The organism is Sphingopyxis sp. P1IMeth2, from assembly GCF_900185685.1.
Taxonomy (GTDB): domain Bacteria; phylum Pseudomonadota; class Alphaproteobacteria; order Sphingomonadales; family Sphingomonadaceae; genus Sphingopyxis; species Sphingopyxis terrae_A.
On record NZ_FYAT01000004.1, the window covers coordinates 1 to 17,010 of the forward strand.

The 17,010-nt window shown below is 63.7% G+C and carries 15 protein-coding genes; 5 read left to right on the plus strand and 10 right to left on the minus strand.

The genetic code is table 11. The annotated features are described in order from the left end of the window. Nucleotides 1–1,852, minus strand: a 1,852-nt coding sequence (locus P1IM2_RS05600) for a TonB-dependent receptor plug domain-containing protein (protein ID WP_260833925.1), incomplete at its 3' end; no start/stop codon positions are given. 234 nt (nt 1,853–2,086) lie between these two features. Here P1IM2_RS05600 and guaA point away from each other — a divergent pair. The 4 genes from guaA to P1IM2_RS05620 all read left to right on the plus strand — a co-directional run bounded on the left by guaA (nt 2,087) and on the right by P1IM2_RS05620 (nt 5,198). Beyond that, a complete protein-coding gene (gene guaA, locus P1IM2_RS05605; RefSeq protein ID WP_186401747.1) occupies nt 2,087–3,673 on the plus strand; it encodes a glutamine-hydrolyzing GMP synthase in 1,587 nt (528 codons plus the stop codon). 628 nt (nt 3,674–4,301) lie between these two features. Further along, nucleotides 4,302–4,508 carry a cold-shock protein gene (locus P1IM2_RS05610; protein WP_186401748.1) on the plus strand — a complete coding sequence of 69 codons (207 nt, stop codon included), beginning with the start codon at nt 4,302–4,304 and terminating at the stop codon, nt 4,506–4,508. Nucleotides 4,509–4,710: 202 nt separating this feature from the next. Further along, entirely contained in the window at nt 4,711–4,917 is a 207-nt protein-coding gene (locus P1IM2_RS05615) for a hypothetical protein (protein ID WP_186401749.1), read from the plus strand. 80 nt (nt 4,918–4,997) lie between these two features. Next, the gene (locus tag P1IM2_RS05620; RefSeq protein WP_186401750.1) at nt 4,998–5,198 is read left to right on the plus strand and encodes a hypothetical protein; all 201 of its coding nucleotides are present in this window, start codon (nt 4,998–5,000) and stop codon (nt 5,196–5,198) included. 238 nt (nt 5,199–5,436) lie between these two features. Here the strand turns inward: P1IM2_RS05620 and P1IM2_RS05625 are convergent, their stop codons facing one another. Genes P1IM2_RS05625 through P1IM2_RS05640 form a run of 4 tightly spaced genes read right to left on the minus strand, consistent with a single transcriptional unit; the run spans nt 5,437 to nt 6,878 of the window. Beyond that, nucleotides 5,437–5,706: a hypothetical protein gene (locus P1IM2_RS05625; protein WP_186401751.1), complete on the minus strand. Its 270-nt coding sequence runs from the start codon at nt 5,704–5,706 to the stop codon at nt 5,437–5,439. 27 nt (nt 5,707–5,733) lie between these two features. Further along, nucleotides 5,734–5,967, minus strand: coding sequence for a hypothetical protein (locus P1IM2_RS05630; RefSeq protein ID WP_186401752.1), 234 nt, complete (start codon nt 5,965–5,967; stop codon nt 5,734–5,736). After that, nucleotides 5,957–6,247 carry a hypothetical protein gene (locus tag P1IM2_RS05635; RefSeq protein WP_186401753.1) on the minus strand — a complete coding sequence of 97 codons (291 nt, stop codon included), beginning with the start codon at nt 6,245–6,247 and terminating at the stop codon, nt 5,957–5,959. The genes P1IM2_RS05630 and P1IM2_RS05635 overlap by 11 nt, the downstream gene beginning before the upstream one ends. Next, nucleotides 6,240–6,878, minus strand: coding sequence for a hypothetical protein (locus P1IM2_RS05640; protein WP_186401754.1), 639 nt, complete (start codon nt 6,876–6,878; stop codon nt 6,240–6,242). The genes P1IM2_RS05635 and P1IM2_RS05640 overlap by 8 nt, the downstream gene beginning before the upstream one ends. 310 nt (nt 6,879–7,188) lie before the next feature. On the opposite strand from P1IM2_RS05640, the gene P1IM2_RS05645 reads away from it, so the two are divergent. Continuing rightward, nucleotides 7,189–7,950, plus strand: a complete 762-nt coding sequence (locus P1IM2_RS05645) for a hypothetical protein (protein ID WP_186401755.1) — start codon at nt 7,189–7,191, stop codon at nt 7,948–7,950. Nucleotides 7,951–8,095: 145 nt separating this feature from the next. On the opposite strand, the gene P1IM2_RS05650 is transcribed toward P1IM2_RS05645, so the two are convergent. The 5 genes from P1IM2_RS05650 to P1IM2_RS05670 form a co-directional block, all read right to left on the minus strand. After that, a complete protein-coding gene (locus tag P1IM2_RS05650; RefSeq protein ID WP_186401756.1) occupies nt 8,096–9,100 on the minus strand; it encodes an alpha/beta hydrolase family protein in 1,005 nt (334 codons plus the stop codon). Nucleotides 9,101–9,146: 46 nt separating this feature from the next. Then, the gene (locus P1IM2_RS05655) at nt 9,147–10,787 is read right to left on the minus strand and encodes a tannase/feruloyl esterase family alpha/beta hydrolase (protein WP_186401757.1); all 1,641 of its coding nucleotides are present in this window, start codon (nt 10,785–10,787) and stop codon (nt 9,147–9,149) included. Nucleotides 10,788–10,861: 74 nt separating this feature from the next. Beyond that, nucleotides 10,862–12,187 (minus strand): spinster family MFS transporter, encoded by a 1,326-nt coding sequence (locus P1IM2_RS05660; protein ID WP_186401758.1) that lies wholly within the window; start codon nt 12,185–12,187, stop codon nt 10,862–10,864. A gap of 30 nt (nt 12,188–12,217) precedes the next feature. Further along, nucleotides 12,218–14,248 (minus strand): acetoacetate--CoA ligase, encoded by a 2,031-nt coding sequence (locus P1IM2_RS05665; RefSeq protein ID WP_186401759.1) that lies wholly within the window; start codon nt 14,246–14,248, stop codon nt 12,218–12,220. 110 nt (nt 14,249–14,358) lie between these two features. Next, entirely contained in the window at nt 14,359–17,007 is a 2,649-nt protein-coding gene (locus tag P1IM2_RS05670; RefSeq protein WP_186401760.1) for a TonB-dependent receptor plug domain-containing protein, read from the minus strand. Nucleotides 17,008–17,010: the final 3 nt, after the last annotated feature.

Genomic DNA, 17,010 nt, shown 5'->3' on the forward strand with positions numbered 1-17,010 from the left:
GCGCATCGCCCGATCCGGCAGGCTTTGCCGCCTGCCCGTCGGGCGGCGGCGCGGCGTCACCCTGCGCCGGCTGCGGACGCCGCTCGGCGCCGCCAGCCGGACGACCGCCACCGAAGCGGCCCGCGCCCGGGCCCGCTTGCGACTGGCCGAAACTGCGGCCGAAATTGATCCCCCAGCGGATTTGCGAATTGGTTGCGCGGTCGAAATTCACCGAACGCTGGTCGAGCGCGACGAGCACGCCGCCGACGCGCGTTGCGCGATCCGGGAAAGCCGCCTCGATCTCCGGCGTCAGCAGCGGGAAGCCGTTGCTGGTGTCGTCGCTGCGGTTACTGTTGTAGTTGATCGAAAGGCTCAGCCCCTCGACCATCGGCGGCGACCAGTTGAGCCCAAGCTTCACATCGCGGCGCTGTTCGGCGAGGAGGAAAGGATTGCCACCGGTCGTCGTCTGGATCTGCACCGTCTGGCCGGTGCGGAAGTCGTAATAGGTAACATTGTCGGTAACCAGCGGCGCCGCGCCAAGCTGCGTCACCGAAGGCGCCGCCTCGTCGCGATTGAAGCTTGCGAGAAACGACAGATTGTCGGTCAGCCCCCAATTGAGCGTCGCGCCCCAGCTTTTGAGCGCGGCGAAATCGCTGGGGTTTTCGACCTGGCCGTTCAGCGTCAGCGAAATGCGGCCGATCTTGCCGACATCATAGTCGGGATCGAGGATCGGCACGGTCAGCGATCCGAAAACGCTCGGCGTGTCGCGCGCGAGGTCGCTCGTCGTGATGCCGCCGCTGCGGTCGGCGCGGCTATCATAACGCAGGCCGGTATAAGCGCCGGTGATCGATGCGCGGATCGGGCCGGCCCATCCCTCGACCACGCTCCCCGAGATATTGGCATTGCCGCCGAAGCTCTGCTGGCTGCTGTCGAAACGGTCGCGCCCGCCACTCAGGCGTTCGGTAAAGATGCGCTGATCGCTGTCGGCATAATTGCCCGTAACCGACCAGCGCCACGCGCCGAGCATGCCGTTGGCGCTTGCCGAACCCGTCCAGTTCTGCGTCCGGCTGTCGCGGCGCAGCGGATCGCTGACACCGCCCGCGCCAGGGCCAAGGAGGCTGAGGCTGTCGGTCTGGTCGAACCGCAGGCTTGCCGACAGGTCGGTGACCTTGTCAAGATTGCGGACGATCGTGCCGTCGATGATATAGGTGTCGCTGGCGGGCAACAGGCTGCGCCCCGTGTCGCCAAGGTCGCGCTCGCGCTCGAGCAGCATCGTCTGATGCTCCCACCCCCCGTTGAGGTTGAAGCGGCCATTCTGTCCGATCGCGACGACCGCGGGTTCCAGCTCGCTCTTGAACTGCCCGCCCTGCGTCGGCAGGCCTGCCTCGCCCTCCACCGACACCTGTTTGAAATCGGGCTTAAGCACGAAATTCACCACGCGGTCGGTTGCGGCATGGCCATATTGCAGCGCGACTTCCTCGGGGAAAATCTCGACCTTGGCGATCGCTTCGGGCGGAAGGTTGCGCACCGCGCCGAAGCCGCCGATCCGGCGCCCGTTGACCAGGATCACGGGCCGCCCGCTACCGCGCCCGCGTCCCGACCGCGTGATCGGTTCGAGCGCCGTCAGCAATTCCTCGATCGACGAGGCGCCGTAGCTGGCGATCGCGGCTTCATCGAGTTCGGCCTCGGCCGCGATATCGGTGTCGATCTGCCCCGCGATCCGCGGCGCGGTCACGACGATCTCGTCGGCATAGTCGATATCGTCGTCGGTCGGGGTGCCCGAGCTCGAAACGACGGGGACGGTCGCCTGATCCTGCGCCATCGCGGCCGGGACAGCCACAATCGCGGCGCCGGTCAGCAACAGGGCGCGCATGGGAAGGAGCGGTCGAACATACATGGTGGGGAGAACCTTTATCTTGTCTTTTGGTCATCATGCCGGACCCGATTGAACCGACGATGAAGCGAATTTCGGTCTTGCCGGGCAGCTATTCGCCATTTGTCGCAACACTATGGCATCGCGAGGACGCTTCCACCAACGCCTGTCCCGGACCGACGAAGCGCTCGGCCGCCCCTAGACAGTCGGCCCCGGCATCCGTATCGGCCAGCCATGCCGACTCCAGCCTCTTCCGCCGCCCCCGAATCAATCCTGATCGTCGATTTCGGCAGCCAGGTCACCCAGCTCATCGCCCGCCGTGTCCGCGAAGCCGGCGTCTACAGCGAGATCGTCCCGTTCAACGCCGCCGAGGCCGCGCTCGAACGGATGAAGCCCAAGGGCGTGATCCTCTCGGGCTCACCGGCATCGGTCCCTGCGGCGGGCAGCCCGCGCGCTCCGCAATCGGTATTCGAAAGCGGCCTTCCCATCCTCGGTATCTGCTACGGCCAGCAGGTGATGAGCCAGCAGCTCGGCGGGCAGGTCGAACCGGGCGGCGCCGATGGCGAGCGCGACGGCGAATTCGGCCGCGCCTTCCTGACCGTCACCGAACCCTGCGTGCTCTTCGACGGGCTGTGGGAGGTCGGTGAACGGCATCAGGTGTGGATGAGCCACGGCGACCGCGTCACGCGCTTCGCCCCTGGCTTTCGCATCGTCGCGGTGAGCGATGGCGCCCCCTTCGCGCTGATCGCGGACGACGAGCGGCGCTATTACGGCACCCAATTCCACCCCGAGGTCGTCCATACACCCGACGGCGCCAAGCTGATCGCCAACTTCGTGCGCCACGTCTGCGGGTGCAGCGGCGACTGGACGATGGCCGAATTCCGCGCGACGAAAATCGCCGAGATCCGGGCGCAGGTCGGTGACCAGCGCGTCCTCTGCGGCCTGTCGGGCGGCGTCGACAGCGCGGTCGCCGCGGTGCTGATCCATGAAGCGATCGGCGAGCAACTCACCTGCGTCTTCGTCGACCATGGCCTGCTGCGCATGAACGAGCGCGAGCAGGTCGAACGGCTGTTCCGCGACCATTACAACATCCCGCTTGTCGTCGTCGATGCGGAGGAACGCTTCATGGCGGGCCTCGCAGGGGTCACCGACCCCGAAAAGAAGCGCAAGTTCATCGGCGCCGAATTCATCAACGTCTTCGAGGAGGAAGCGAAGAAGATCGGCGGCGCCGACTTCCTCGCCCAAGGCACGCTCTATCCGGACGTCATCGAAAGCGTCAGCTTCACCGGCGGGCCGAGCGTTACGATCAAGAGCCATCACAATGTCGGCGGTCTTCCCGAGCGGATGAACATGAAGCTCGTCGAACCGCTCCGCGAACTGTTCAAGGACGAGGTCCGTCTGCTCGGCAAGGAACTCGGCCTCCCCGACATCTTCGTCGGCCGCCACCCCTTCCCCGGCCCCGGCCTCGCGATCCGCATCCCCGGTGAGGTGTCGAAGGAGCGCTGTGACATCCTCCGCAAGGCCGATGCCGTCTATCTGGAAGAGATCCGCAATGCCGGCCTCTATGATGCGATCTGGCAGGCTTTCGCGGTGCTGCTGCCCGTCAAGACCGTCGGCGTGATGGGTGACGGGCGCACCTACGACCATGTCTGCGCGCTGCGCGCCGTGACCTCGACCGACGGCATGACCGCCGACATCTACCCCTTCGACGCCAGCTTCCTCAGCCGCTGCGCGACACGGATCATCAACGAGGTGCAGGGCATCAACCGCGTGGTGTACGACTATACCTCGAAACCGCCGGGCACGATCGAGTGGGAATGATTCCGGGCACGAAAATACGCCGACTCTAGACGACATCAGCGCGCAGCAGACGATTGTCAAACTACCGCCGCGCACGGCAGCCGACGAAAAAGCGCGTGCCCAGCGACTTTAGCGCATAACATTGGACGTTTCGAAAAGCGCCGTTTCAGCAACCGGACGGGGAAAGGGTGCGAAATCACCTCGCCCACCATGTTTAAGCGCCGACAGGATGAGGCCCGACCGCGCCGCCCATTCCGATCCGCAATGCGGTGATCGATCCAGGGCGGCTCGCCCTCATCCATTCGCCGATAAGCCGCGAATACTGGCGTGCGCTCATGTGCGTCGAATGATCTATCCGGATTTTAAATAACGCGAACAAACATACCAATAAAATGATTTATCAAACCCAATCCGACAAGTCTCTTCCGCTATTTCTAAATTAAGATAATTCCGGATACTATGAGAGTCCATTTCGAAATATATTGAAAATCCTTGACTTTTCAAAAATGATACCCCATGTGCCAGTTGCTAACGTCGCCTGCGACGGAATTTTGATACCCCAATCGGGGCGATTCTTCCCTTCTCACGCTTCCAGCTCTGTCGGCGCTTGTGCCGGCGGACACTCTGTTTTCGTGAAAGGAAACATCCAATGCCGATCGGCACAGTCAAATTCTTCAACAGCGACAAGGGCTACGGCTTCATCTCGAACGAGGACGGCTCGGGCGACAGCTTCGTCCATGTGACCGCGGTCGAGCGCGCCGGAATGGCGACGCTGGGCAAGGACCAGCGGGTCTCGTACGCGCTGGAAACCGGTCGCGACGGCAAGATCTCCGCGGTCAATCTAGAAGCGGCCTGACCCGGACCTTCCGCAATGGCATGGAAGAAGGTCTCATCTTCGAGGGCTCGATCGCGATAATTCTGCCCGACCGGCGGTTTCCGCGTCACCCTGGAAAATGGCCATCGGCCGACCGCCCATACCGCTGGACGGATGCGATGCTTTCGCATCCCTCCAGCGATCGGCGACGTCCGCGCGGTCGATTGAACGAGAGGAAAACGCCGTGGCAGCAAGCAGCGACAATTATCGCGAGCAGGCCGAGCGATGCGAGGCCGAAGCGGCCACAGCGGACCTGACGCTGGTTCGAGAGCGCAACCTTCGTTCGGCTGCCGCCTGGCACGCGCTGGCCAACCGCCAGTTCAAATCCGAACAGGCCCGTGCCGTCAAAGAGCAGCTCGCAGATGCGGTCCGCGCCCAAGGTCTCGGATAATGTCGCGCGATGCAAAAAATCGAGGCGCGATGTTCGCGCCTGATTACTGACGAACCCGAACCCGGATAATTTCAATGGATATGAACCAGCTCTTCTACCATCACCAACTTGCCGTGATCGCTGCCGACCGAGCACACCACAAAGGCGAAGCACCGGCCCACTTCGATCTGCCGAACCATTATGCGCAGCGGATCAATATGTTTCGCGAAAAACGCGGGCTCCAACCTGATTTTGTCGGCTATAGCAGCGCGCATGCACAGCAGCAGGTCACAGCGATTTAGACAGGATCGGCTGCGATAACGCTCGACATCACCTAGCATTGGCCTATGCCCCGATGACAAAGGCTTCCCCGCGACCCGGGAAGCCAATGGGGCTTCCTTTGGTCACGACCGCAGAGGATGAAAGGGCCTCGCATACAGATGCGAGGCTCTTTTGCGGTGGGGTTCTATTGATCCGCGAGACTGCCCTTGCGCGAATTTCCGGTGCCGTCCGTAAGTCGGGACAATCACGCTCTCCGTTTTAAACGCGCGGAAGCGAAAGCAAGGCTACGGGCGGGAATCCTCCTCCCTCGACAGTGAGATAGAAGCGCCGCGACGAGCCGTGGGATAGCGCCACAATGCCGATCTTTTCGTCCTGGAACCATATCCAGAAACGATGGACGCCGTCCCGTGTCCATTCGATGATCTGATCGACATGGAACAGGCTTTCGCCCACCTTCACCGCTTCGATATGGTGGAGCCGGCCATCGACACCGCCCTGCCGGATGCCGGTGATTTCATAATCGGCCATCGCCGCTTCTCCTGCCCCCACCGGACTTCAGTAACGCACCGGCACGATACGGATCCGGTCGATCGCGCCCGGCGAGGCCCGCGACCGGGCGATCGCCGCGGCCCGCAACGTATCGAGCGTCAACAGGTCATACCCCTGCTCGTCAGGCTGCATGGGCAGATCGGTTTCGACAATGAGGATGACTTTGCGCGCCAGCCCGTCGATCTCCCATTCGAACCAGGTTCGGATGATATGCCGTTCGACTTCGCGGTCAGCCGGCATGCCTGGCTCCGACAGTCATCGCGCGCGAACGTATCTCGCGCTCGACGATCGCATAGCCCGCGTCGCTAAGCGTCGCGATGGCGATCGGCCGCCCGAGCAGTTCCGAGCACTCGCCGTTGAGGAACGCCAACGCTGGATCGCGCCCGCCGAGCAGTTGGAAAGCGAGCGTGCTGATCGCACCCTGGCGCCTTGCTTCTTGCGGGGCAAGCGGCGCAAAGGACCGTCGTCGCCTGAACGGATTGGTACGCGCGCGCGTCGGCATCTCTTGTCTGTCAGACATCATTGATCTGCCTGCCGGAAGTCGCACTGCTAATGTGCTGACGGCGCAGAGCGGCGCGGGCATCCTCGATATTGGTATAGCGAAATGCGCCTACGCTGAACTGCTCGATATAGCTGTGGGAGATGCCTTCGTCCGCCTGCGAGGGTAACGGCCGCAAATGCACCGCCTGCCGCGCGTCGGAGGTGGGCGAAGACAGGTCAGCAGCCAGCACCGCGAGTTTTTCTTCATCAAGATCGAGGGCCTGATAGATATCGTGCCCGATGACCCACAGCGCTTCGTGAAGATCGGCCAAGCGCTCGGCGATGCCGTCCAGCGCGCATGCGTTGCGCTCGGCCTCGGTCATAGCCAGCGCCCTGTTGACGAGAAGTTCGGCGACCAGCGTATCACCAAGAAAGAGCGGATAAGAGTTGCGCTGTCCCGAGGTCGGGGGATCCGACCGCGGGTTGCTGCCCTCTCGATCGGCCATAGGCGCCGGACTGACGCCGATGCCGCGCCGCGCGCGATACTCGCTGATCCGCTTCGCATAATAGCGCGGAAGGTCGAAATTGGAGGCGGGGTGCCCGTCGCGGTGGGCACGGTTCGCGGCCATCAGCGCCATCTGGTGATGATAGAGAAGTTGATTGAGATCCATGGCCAGCTCCCGTTCAGCGGGAGCGCGTTGGTCTCTCAGTCGCCGGCATGCCAAAGGAAGCAAGCGATGATCTATAAATGGGCCCTCGCATAAGCTCTTACAAGGCATGTTCGATACGCCATTAACGATCCCCGTCGCTCATGAGTCCTGTCCTATGCAGTTGCCTTAGCCTTTTGGCGCGGGAGTCTGTTCGAAGTGGCGCTTCTCGTCGCTGATACTGCCGGCAGGTGAAGGGCCTAGTTGACGGTAGTTTAACCTTGCGGGCGCTCCGGGGGATGATAGCGTTGCGCCGCAAGAGGAGGAATCGAACATGCGTCATGCTCTCATCCCTGCCGCCTTCGCCGCAGCGTTCGCCAGCAGTTCAGCGGTCGCGCAGAGCGCCCCCGACGTCGAGGACCTCGTCGGTGCCCGCGCCGCAGGCGGAGAAACCCAGCTTCTCTCGCGAGGCTATGTCTCGCGCCACTCCACCGTTGTTCGCGATCAGCGCTTCACCTTCTGGTGGAACGAGCGAACACAGCGCTGCATCTCGGTTTCGACCGTTGATGGCCGTTACGCCGCGATCCTCGGCGTTCCGCAGGCCAATTGTTCCGACAGTCCGGGTATAAATGAACCTGCCGAGCACAGTACAGCGCCGCATGCCGCAGAGGCGAGCGATCCGCAATCGCTGGTCCTGGTCTGCTATGGCTCGGGCAACCGCCCCACGGTGAACTCGCAGCCCAATTACGTCTGGAACGATTCGAGTCATAAATGGGAGTGGCGCAACCAGGTGACGAGCGGCACCGAAGGGTTCAACAGCGACGTTCAGATCGAACTCTACGGCGATCACGGCCGTATCCACCTCGGCCCGAAGCTGGTTCCGCCCATCCATTCGGGCGGCGATCACGGCTGGTGGAACCTCGAAAATCTCGTGGTCGGCCGCGACCAGATCACCGCCAGCTATCGCCTCAACGGAATGAACAAGCCCAAGGTCACCGTCGATCGCCGGACCGGGCTCATCACGGTCAAGGCGATGACCGACTTTTCCGGGCGATGCGACGTCGGCAACTGGGGCAACGGCCAGCGCCGGTTCTGAACCGGGTTATCAAAGGCGACAGCGAATGGCGGCCGCCTTTCGCTTAGCGCCTTGTGGCCGCCAGGCTCGCGCGGCTTTCGGCTTTCTACTGAGAGAATCGGTCAGGACATGAAGGTCTCGTCATCCGTCCAGATCGGACGTCCGCCTACCTGTTCTTGAGGCGCCGAGGGTCGATCGGCTCAACGGGAAGCCCGGCCGATCGCTTGCTACGATCGAGCATGGCGCGGACGTTCAGGACATTTTGGTCAATCCAGCCGGGCGGTGCGATCTGGCGCGCAATGAAGCCCAGTGCATCCGCCATGCGCGGTAGCAGCGAAGGGCCGATATGCTCGGCGCCATGGACCAGCCGATATTCGTGTGCGAGCCGGGCGTCGAACAGGACGCGGTGCAGAAACTCCGCACCTTCATAAAGATAGAGCATGTCCTGGTCGCCGACCTCGAGATAAACGCCAAGACCGAGCAGGCGGTCTGGCGCCCGGCTTGCAATCGATGCGGGATTGTTCTGCGCCCAATATTCGGCATCGACCGGATTCCCGAATATCGGATGGAGAACCTCTTCGGGCCGCCAGAAGCGCGTGTGTGGCCCCACACCCTTCCAAGCAAGGACAGGCTCGATCGCAGGCTCCAGTGCTGCCACCGCAGCGAAAAGCTGGGGGTGTTTGAAGGCGATGCGCAGGCAACCGAGGCCGCCCATCGACCATCCGCCGATGAAGGTGCGCTCGCGCCCTTGCGAGACATGGGCGCTTCGGCGCACGAACGGCAGGACGTCCGAAAGAACGAAACTCTCCCATCGCTCCGACCCGTCCCGGAAATCCATATAGAGCGAGCGACGCCCGGTCGGCGTGGCAATGACGAGCGGCGGCAGTCGGCCCGCCGCAATCTCGAGGTCGAAAACGTCCTTGAAGAAGGCGAGATCCTTCTCGCTACCGTTTCCGCCGTGGAGCAGCAGCAGCAGCGGATAGGGCTCGGTTCGATCTGCGTCATAGCCCGGCGGCAGGTAGATGGCGACACGCGCCTCGCCCGGGACGTGCGACGATGCGCGCGAATGATAGGTGATAGTGCCTGCCGCCGGTGCAGGAGCCGATGGCGTGGCCAGCGAGGTGGCCGCCCCTGCGGCGGTAAGGCCCGCGAACTCCCTGCGATTCAGCATCCGTACCTCCTGTCGGCAGACGATACGCCCGGCGGAAAGGGGCAGCTCAGCGGTCGTCCGGCGAGACGCACCGAAAGCTGCTCGCCGACAGCGTCGACCCCCAACCGCGATATTCGGCCTTCCGCGGATAGGCGCAGAGCGGGCGTTGCATTTCGATCCTGCCGGCGTCGTCGCTAGCGAACTTCGTAGCGATGACCTGATCGGGCGCATCACCCCCGTCCGCCCATTCGATCAACGCCGAAAATAGATCATGCTCTGCGTCATAGCCGGGCGGCTGGGGTGGGATCCCGAGCGTGGCGTTGAAGCTGTCCGGCCCGGTCCCGCCGCCGCAATGCATCATGCCGGGCGCCAGGAACAGGCGTGCGCTCTCCGCAAGCCGGTGATCGCCGCCGACGGCGGCCGCCTGACGATCGTAAAAGGCGATCGACTGGCCAGGCGCCACGAGCGTATCGGCAAGGCCGTGGAATATGATCAGCTTGCCGCCGCGCGCGGTAAAAGCCGCAAGACTTCCGCGCGTCGCGTCGTTGACGATCGGGTCGAGGCGCGCATCGACCGTGGGCATGTCGCGATCGAAATCGAATCCCTTCCAGTCCCAATCGGCGCCGAACACCCATTTGAACAGCGCCCCGAAAGGTGGCTGATCCCTGATCGGCTTTTGAAGGAAGGACCAGCCGAAGGTGTCGGGCATTTCGCTTCCCGGCAACCAGCCGAAGTAATTGGCCTTGCCCGCGCGGTTCGTAGGCCCCGAATAAAAGGCCCGCGCGGTTGCGACCTCGGCTTCAGTCAAGCAGGCGTTGCCCGCCGCGCCCCTGCATTGCAGCACCCCCGGGTCGAACTTGCAATTCAGCGGGTCCGAAACAAACCGGTCGCCCGCGAGGCCATGGCCCTGCCGCCAGCACGCCGCGACCGCCGCCCGGTTGAGCAGCTTGAGCTTGGCATCGGATAGCAGGCTGTCCGGCGTGCGGTGCGCGGCGGCATAGTCCCAGAGCACCGCGCCGTGCCCCCATGTGCGGTTAATGACCGGCGCCCCGACCAAAATCCCGTCATAATCTTCAGGATAGTAGAGCGATTCGATGAGCCCCTGCTGCCCGCCCGTCGAACATCCGGTGTAAAAGGAACGCCTTGCATCGCGGCCGTAGAAAGCCTTGGTGATCGCCTTCCCGGTGATCGTCATCACATGCGTCGAAAGTCGGCCCCAGTCCCTCCATTTGCGGGGTTGATCGATGAGTGCCTCACCTTCCAGCGGCGACGCCGGTGCGGTTCCGGCATCGGTCGTCGCGGTCGCAAATCCGCGGCGCAGGCCATCGACCATTCCCGAATAGCCGCCGGCAAGGACACCGGCAAAGCCGCCGTTGCCATTGCCATGGAAGACGCCGGCCCATCGCTCGGTCGGCAGCCATATCTCGACGCCAATGTCGGAATCCGGCGCCGAGCGCACGCGCGCAACCACGCGGCAGAAGCTTCGATAGCCAGGCTTGTCGCCCGCTATGCCAAGCTCGGCGGCCTTTGCCGGGACAAGCGCCGCACTTTCGATTGTCGTATCGGCAAGGCGCAATCCGGCGAGGCTGGTGCAGCGCCGTGCGGCGTCGGCGGACGCTGGTGTTTCCGCCGCTGTTGCTGCCGTCGCAGGGGCCAGCGATCCGGCCGCCAAGGCCGTCAGGAAGGCCGCGCCATATTTCCGCGTCATATCTGTCTCCCGTCTTCTTGTCGGTGCCCGGGCCCGCCGCGCGACCCCCGCTGCGCGCCAAGCGCATTTTTCGTCTAATCGCTGGCCTGCCGCGGCTCGCCGGATGCTGGCGACGACCGTTTGATCATTCGCGCAAGCCAGGCGAAGAGCAGCGCGGCGACGAGATACATTGGCGCCAGCGCATAAAAAGCCATGCGGAGTGCGTGCTCGCCATATTGCGGCCGGAAAAAGTCGCTGGCCATGCCGACGAAAGTTGGTCCGAGGCCGAGGCCGATCAGGTTCATGACCAGCAGCAGCAGCGCGCCCGATATCACGCGCGCGCCCGGATCGACCTCGCTCTGCACGAACGTCACCGTCGCAGGGAGGAAGAAGGAATTGAGGAAGAGCGGCACGAACAAGAGGGGGAGCGCGACCTGCCAGCTGTCGGCAGCAGCGAAGCCGAGAAAGAAGGGCAAGGCGAGAACGAGCGACCAGGCCGGGATGCTCGCATAGGCCGCCTTGTTGGTAACGCCGAACCGGTCGATCAGCCGCCCTGAGACGAAAATGCCCGCCCCCATTCCGAGGCCGACCGCCAGCGCGTACCATATTGCCACTTCCTCAAGCGTCATGCCCTTTTCGCGCATGAGAAAAAGCGTGGCGAAATTGCTGAGGCCATAGGTGATGAAATTTGCGGCACCGCTGGCTAGCGCCGCGAGCGTCAATATCCTGTTGCCGAAAAAGGCGCGGATCGCCTGCCCGAAGCTGTGCGCCGGTTCCGCCGCGGCCGCAGGAAGCGGGTCGAAGCGGCCGCGCGCGGGTTCGGGCACGATGATATAGACGAGGACTGCGGTAACGACGCCTATCGCGCCGACGATGAGGAAAGGCGCGCGCCAGTCATAGGCCGCCGCAAGCGACGCGCCGAACGCGACCCCGAGCGCCGAACCGATCGGCGGGCCGAGGGTGAAGATGCCCATCGCGGTGCCGCGCTGCTCGCGCGGAAACGTGTCCGATATGATCGCGTAGGACGGCGGAACGCCGCCGGCTTCGCCGACACCAACCGCCATACGTGCCGCCACAAGTTGCCCATAGTTCGCCGCCATGCCGCATGCCGCGGTCGCGGCGCTCCACAGGCCGCAAGCGATCGAAAGCACCTTTACGCGATTGGTGCGGTCGGCGAGCCAACCAACAGGAATCGCGATAAAACAATAGAAGAGCGCAAAATAGAAACCGGTGATCCGGCCGAGTTCGCTGTCGGTGATGTGCAAGCCGTCCTGAATCGGCTTGGCGAGGATCGAGACAAGCTGGCGATCGAGGAAGTTCAGCACATAGACGAAGCACAGCATGCCGAGCACAAGGCCGCGATGCCCGGCCGGCTTCGATCGTTCCAGGTCAGACCTGTCCGCAAATGTCCTATTGTCCATATCGCGTCCTCTCCCAGACCATTTGCGTTATCACATCCTATCTCCCGCCCCGTTCCAGCGCTGTGCCCGATCGATGTACCAAGGCAAGACCTCAGGCGTCGCGGTCGCGTCGGCGCTGATGACCTTGGTAACGGGCCATCCGGCGAACAGCCGCTTGATCGGGAGCTCCTGCTTCTTTCCCGACAGCGTGTGCGGGATGCCGGGTGCCTCGATCAGATGATCGGGCACGAAGCGCGGCGAGAGACTCGAGCGGATGGCCGATGCAATCGCCTGCTCCATCGCAGGGTCGACGGCTCGCCCCTCCGCCGGCACGACGAACATGATGAGCGTGCTGTCGCCGTCTTCACGCTCGACGTCGATGATCATCGTGTCGACGATTTCAGGCAAGCGCTCGACCGCAGCATAGATTTCGGCGGTTCCCATGCGCAGGCCGTGGCGGTTGATCGTTGCGTCGCTGCGGCCGGAAATGGTGCAACTGCCATCGGCCCCGATCGTGAGCCAGTCGCCGTGGCGCCATATGCCGGGCCATTCGGCGAAATAGGAGTCGCGATAGCGGCTGCCGTCTTCGTCGCCCCAGAAATAGAGCGGCATGCTGGGGAAGGGACGGGTGCAAACAAGTTCGCCGACCTCGCCGATCACAGCCTGTCCCCGCTCGTCCCAGGCCTCGATGGCGGCGCCGAGGTGGCGGCACTGAAGCCGCCCCGGCGTGTCGGGTAACTCGGGATTTCCGGCCATGAAGGCGGCAGCGATCTCGGTACCGCCGCTGACATTGCACCACCAGATATCGGGCCGTCCGATGGCGGCGAACTGCGCCGAACCCCAGCGCTGGACGTCGGGCGGTAGCGGCGAGCCGGTGCTGCCGAGCGCGCGCACCCGGTGCAACCCGTCGAGTCCGGCGACGTCGAGCCCGGCTTTGCGGCAACTCGCGAAGAAGGCAGCGCCGGCGCCGAACCAGGTCACTCCGCTCTCTGCCGCAAAGCGCCAGAGCCGGGTCCAGTCAGGATCGGCCTTGGTACCGCTCGGCGATCCGTCGAACAGGCAAATCGTCGTCCCGCTGAGCAGTCCGCCCACCTGAATGTTCCACATCACCCAGCCCGTGGCGCTGAACCAGTGGAAGCGGTCGCCGAAATTATTGGACTCATAGCTCGGTCCGAGATCGAAATGGAGTCGCCCCGCGGCGGTTGCCAGCAGCACCCCGCCGTGCCCGTGCACGATCGCCTTCGGAAGTCCCGTTGTTCCACTCGAATAGAGGATCCACAGCGGGTGGTCGAAGGGTAGCCATTCGGGCTCAAAGCCGGCGACCTCGGCATCGTCGCGCGCGATGGCCGCTTCGAACGCCACCGCCCCCGGCACCGCCCCAGCGCCGAACCCGCTTTCGATGACGAACAATGCCTCGATACAGGGAAGCGCGGCGCAAATTTCGGCGACGCAGGCGCTACGATCCATGGCTTTGCCAGCGTAGAAGACGCCATCGACAGCGATGAGCGCCTTGGGCTCGGTTTGCCGCAGCCGATCAAGCACCGCATTGGTCCCCATGTCGGGCGAGCAAAGGCTCCATATCGCCCCCAGGCTGGCGCACGCGAGCAGGCCCACCACCGCCTCGGCTATATTGGGAAGGTAAGCCGCAACGCGATCGCCCCGCCCCACCCCGCGCCGGCGCAGTTCCAGGGCCAGTGAGGCGCTCTGCCGCTTGAGCTCGGCCCAACCGAGGGTTCGTTGCTCCCCCCGTTCGTTCACCGCCACGATGGCGGGCTGCCCGGCAGAATCCGCAGCCGCGGCGTGGCGGAAAACATGGCGCGCATAGCTGACCTCGGCGCCCTCGCACCAGCGCGCACCCGGCATCGTGTCTGCGCCGAGCATCGCGGAGAAGGACGTCCGCGATTCGATCCGGTCATAGTCCCAGATACTGCGCCAGAAACCTTCGAGATCTGTCACCGACCAGCGGTGCAAATCGTCATAATGCGCGAACTCAAGGTCGCGCGTAGCCTTGAGCTCTTCGAGATACAGGCGGATCTGCGGGACGGGAGCCGCGATGGCCGCGCTGTTGCTGGCAATTGGCATCGAATGGCGAACCTTGTCTCATGTCGGAAGGAAGCCGAGGTTCGCGCGCGCTCACGAACGTCGACCAAAAGGAACGGCAGCGCGACCTCACGGACGCGCTGCCATCCGCATCAGAAGGATGTGCGCAGGCTCATCGCGGCATAACGCCCGATCGCATTATAGGCGCCGCCGATGCCGTCGGTGCCCGGGAAGAAGGGCGGCGTCTTGTCGAACAGATCGTTGATCTGCAGCGCGACCTCGGTTCCCTTGGCGAATGGCAGATCGGGAAGCTTCAGCGAGAGTCGCAGATCGACCGTCGTATAGCCTTTGGCCTTGTAGAGGCTCGACCCGGTTGGCGTCGCATAGGCGGCCGTCACGCCGCTGCGATGGTTGACGAAATTGGCGAGCGTCACCGGCCCCGCGGCGATGCCCAATGTCGTGCGCAGCGTGGTTCGCGGTATCCCGGCCTCGAGCGAGTTGCTGACCGCGGACGTCGGCGACAACTGGTTGCGATATTTCAGGATATAATTGCCCGCGATGCCGCCGAAGAGGGTGCCGAAACCCGCCGTGTGCCGATAGCGCAGATCGAAATCGATCCCGTTGGTCTTGCGGATGCCGAAATTGCCCTGACGCAGGTCGAGGATGTTGCCGATCGTCGGGATGGCCGCGAAGGTGTAGAAAAAGGGCACGGTGTCGGTAATCGCGTCGGTCAGTTGTCCCGCAGTCGGATTGCGGATGACCCGCGATGCGAAGGTTGGGTCGCTGAACAGGATGGCGCCCAGTCCCGAAGGGGTTCCGATGACATCATCATATTTGATATCATAAAAGGTCGCGCTCGCGCTGAAATCGGGCGCGAACCGCGGCCGCAGATCGACGCCGAAGGAGAAGGTCCGCGCCTTTTCGGGCTTGAGCGCCTGATTGCCGCCGTAGAGGAGAATTGTGTTTACTTGCGTCGCCCCGCGCGACGGGTCGCGCGCACCGAACGCATCGACCAGCGCCGCCGCGGCATAATAGGACCCCACGGTGGACCCCAGATCGCGTAGCCCCGGCGCGCGGAACGAGCGGCCATAGCTACCCCGGAAATTCAGCCCTTCGACCGGTTCCCAGGTCAGGCCGACCTTGGGATTGGTCGTCGAACCGAAATCGCTGTAGTGATCGTAGCGCCCCGAAAGCGACAGCGTGAGGCTGCGCATCATCGGCGATGCATTGCCCTCGCCCACGATCGGCACAAACAGCTCGCCGTAAAGCGACTGGACGCTGCGTTTCAGGTCCTCGGGGAAGCCCACACCGCCGCTCGATCCGCGCTGATCATATGTCTCGCGCCGATATTCGGCGCCGAGAGCGACCTTGATCGCACCGCCCGGCAAATCCGCCAGCGGGCCATCGACTTTCACCGCGCCGATCCGGGTGCGTTGGTGATTGGTGAAGTCGGTCGGATTATCCAGGATGGCCGCAACGACAGCGGAGCTCGTCTTCGTACCGAACGGGTCGAGCGCGGTCGCGGCCGTCGTTCCTGCGGCGGCCGTTGCCAGCGCCGTCGTGTTGATGCCCGGCTGGAACGTGTCGTTCCGCGACCAGTTGAAGGTTCCATAAACGCTGGCTTTGAAATCGCCGGGCAGCTTGACGTCGAGACCGGCCGTCGCATTGCCCGTCCGGACACGGTAGCTTTGGTCGAAATGATCGTCGCCAACCAGATTGTCCGGCCTGAAATCGACATATTCATAAGTCGTTCCCGTTCCCGGCGGGGGGCGGAAAAACGGGTTGGCCGCCGTCAGCAGAACGAACGTCTGACCAGGCAGCGCCGCCTGGACAATATCCTTGCGGTCCGAATAGAGAAGATCGGCCCACACGGTGACCGCGGAGGAGAGCTCCTGCCGCGCCGACACGAAAAGGCTGTGCGTGCGGTTCTGCGGTACCAGGTCGACGGGTCCGCGCGGATCGCAAGTGTTGATCCCCGGCGTCAGGCTCGGCGCAGCATAGATGGTGCCGGTGAACAGATTGACGTTCGCGTCCGGGCAGACGGTCGAGCGCGTATCGATGCCGCCCGCAGCGCTAAAATCGAGCGAGCGATACCGGCGGTCGGCCCCGGTGATGTTGCTGTTTTCGGAATATTGATACGCGGCGACGAAGGAACCGCTGTCCCAGGCATGCCCGAAAATCGCGCCGGCGTTGAAGGCATGATAATCGTCCGCAAAGCCATAGCGAACATTGGCCTCGAAGCCCGATACGCGCTTGCGGGTGATGAAATTGACAACCCCCGCGACCGCATCCGACCCGTAAATCGCCGATGCGCCGTCGGCGACGATCTCGACGCGTTCGATCGCGAGTTCGGGCAGGAACGGATAGTCCGGATTGGTCTGCTGGGTGCTGCCGGAGATCAGGCGATGGCCGTTCATCAGCGGCAAGGTTGCCGCCGGCGGCAAGCCGCGCAGGCCGGGCGCAAAGGAACCGAGGCCGCCGTTGCTTGTGCGCGGTGCGGTGTTGAAGCTGTTGAGCTGCGGCACGGTCGCGAGCAATTCGGGGGTGCTCGCGGCCCCGATCAACTTGGCATCATCGCGCGACACGCTGATAAGGCCGGAGCCGGTGGGCGGGATGCCGCGGATGCTGGAGCCCGTGACGATAATCTCGGAGTCACTCCCCGCCGCGCTATCCTCGACCGCATCGTTCGCGCCGGCGCCTTGCGCCTGAGCGGCGGTGGCCGCACCCAGCATGACCGCGAAGATGGCCGAACCGCACAACATGCGCGCGCGGCTCCCCGTAAGAATGAATCTGGTCGACATGAT